Source organism: Sphingobacterium sp. 1.A.4, from assembly GCF_002734245.1.
In the GTDB taxonomy this organism is placed as follows: domain Bacteria; phylum Bacteroidota; class Bacteroidia; order Sphingobacteriales; family Sphingobacteriaceae; genus Sphingobacterium; species Sphingobacterium tenebrionis.
Window position 1 is genome coordinate 1 of the sequence record NZ_PEAZ01000116.1, and the last position, 1424, is coordinate 1424.

3 protein-coding genes are annotated in these 1424 nt (G+C 37.6%); 1 reads left to right on the forward strand and 2 read right to left on the reverse strand.

The genetic code is table 11. The annotated features are described in order from the left end of the window. Positions 1–247, reverse strand: a 247-nt coding sequence (locus CRJ00_RS17330; RefSeq protein WP_099367988.1) for an ISAon1 family transposase N-terminal region protein, incomplete at its 3' end; no start/stop codon positions are given. Positions 248–429: 182 nt separating this feature from the next. On the opposite strand from CRJ00_RS17330, the gene CRJ00_RS17335 reads away from it, so the two are divergent. Next, positions 430–1044 carry a hypothetical protein gene (locus CRJ00_RS17335; protein WP_099367989.1) on the forward strand — a complete coding sequence of 205 codons (615 nt, stop codon included), beginning with the start codon at positions 430–432 and terminating at the stop codon, positions 1042–1044. Between the two features lie 164 nt (positions 1045–1208). On the opposite strand, the gene CRJ00_RS17340 is transcribed toward CRJ00_RS17335, so the two are convergent. Then, a partial coding sequence (locus CRJ00_RS17340; protein ID WP_180268524.1) for a transposase occupies positions 1209–1424 on the reverse strand: 216 nt, incomplete at its 5' end.

Here is a 1424-nt window from a genome sequence, read left to right on the forward strand (position 1 = left end):
TCCAGCGACGACGACGGATATGTAGCGTAACTTTCTGGCCTCGAATGGGAAAGTCCGAGATCTCGGTGGAAGGCATGAAGCCCTTTGACTCCAACCTGTTGTTCTCATAGCCTGTCGGAGCAATATTAAGTTCATCTAAATAAATATGGAGCTGATTGTCGACCTGATCGACTTCTATGATCTGAAAGTATWCCAAAAGCCCTTCGGGCATCAACAAGGATAGTAATTTACGTTCGGCTTCTTGCAAGGGATAACTGTTTTAAAGATGCTAAACTAAGAAATTTTTAGTATTCCCCCCCAAGGATTCAGCTTGATCCGCTTTTTGCACAGCAAAAATTCTTTTTATACCGTTACAATGACCAGTATGGTCTGTCAGATAAAACAGGGACACAGGTTATCACCGGCAATTTCATTCGCAGTAGTGAAGACTTGGAAAACCAGATCCTTTTTGACACGAAAGAAAAGAAAAATGTATTGGTCAACTTAGAGTCCGGTGTGCAGAAAACCTTTGATGAATTTATCGCAAATAGCATATTTCTGGAAAATCAATATTATGCTAATGTTGAAGATAAAGGGAAGTTCTATCTCTATAGCCAAAAAACGGGTGAAAAGTTAGAAATGCCTTTAGTCATTCGAAAACAGCATTTGCCAAAGGTCTTTATGCTGAATAAGAAATTTTTATACGCCATTGGTTCGGAAACCATGTTTCCAAAGACTCCTGAAGTGAAAAAGCCAAAAACTAAAGCTTCGGCAAGCAAAATTCCAACCATTATCCCTGAACCTAAATTAGAATATCCAATATCTCTCACCTACCTTTATATTTTCAAAAATGAAAGGAGTATGCCTCTTGTCTCAAAAATAAAAGTGGATGAAAATTACCGGTTCTCGGGAAATGAACCAAACAGTATTTTCAGCCTTTATAATCTACATAAAACGCCAAAAAACGAACCTGCTAAAGAGATGGAAATCAATATTGTAGAAAGAAAAAGGACCAAAGGATTAGTGAGGGCACTGAAAAAGTCTCAACTTTTTAATGAGATTTAAAGAAATGACTGAGTACAAGATTTATCTTACTCGGTCATTTTTGTTCTAAGGATTTCTGAAAATTTGTTTTTTAATGGTTTYATTGAAGGTTTAATCGACCATGAGTGGCTATTTAGGCTTTCAGAATCTCAAATCCATTGATTTTGAGGTAATATTCCTCCTTTTTAGATCAATTTCAGGATTCTTTTCAAGTTTACCGTGAAGATGGCCATTGCACCCTGCATTTCCATATTTTGGATGCCATAGGAATCTGCTCTTCCATAACCATGGACATTCTTGAGCTCACTGTTCTTTGCCTCGATCTTATACCTTTCCTTAGACTTGCTCCGGTAATGATAGGTTTGCTGGAAAGCCATCTGCTCTTTATGGAGTTCGGATTT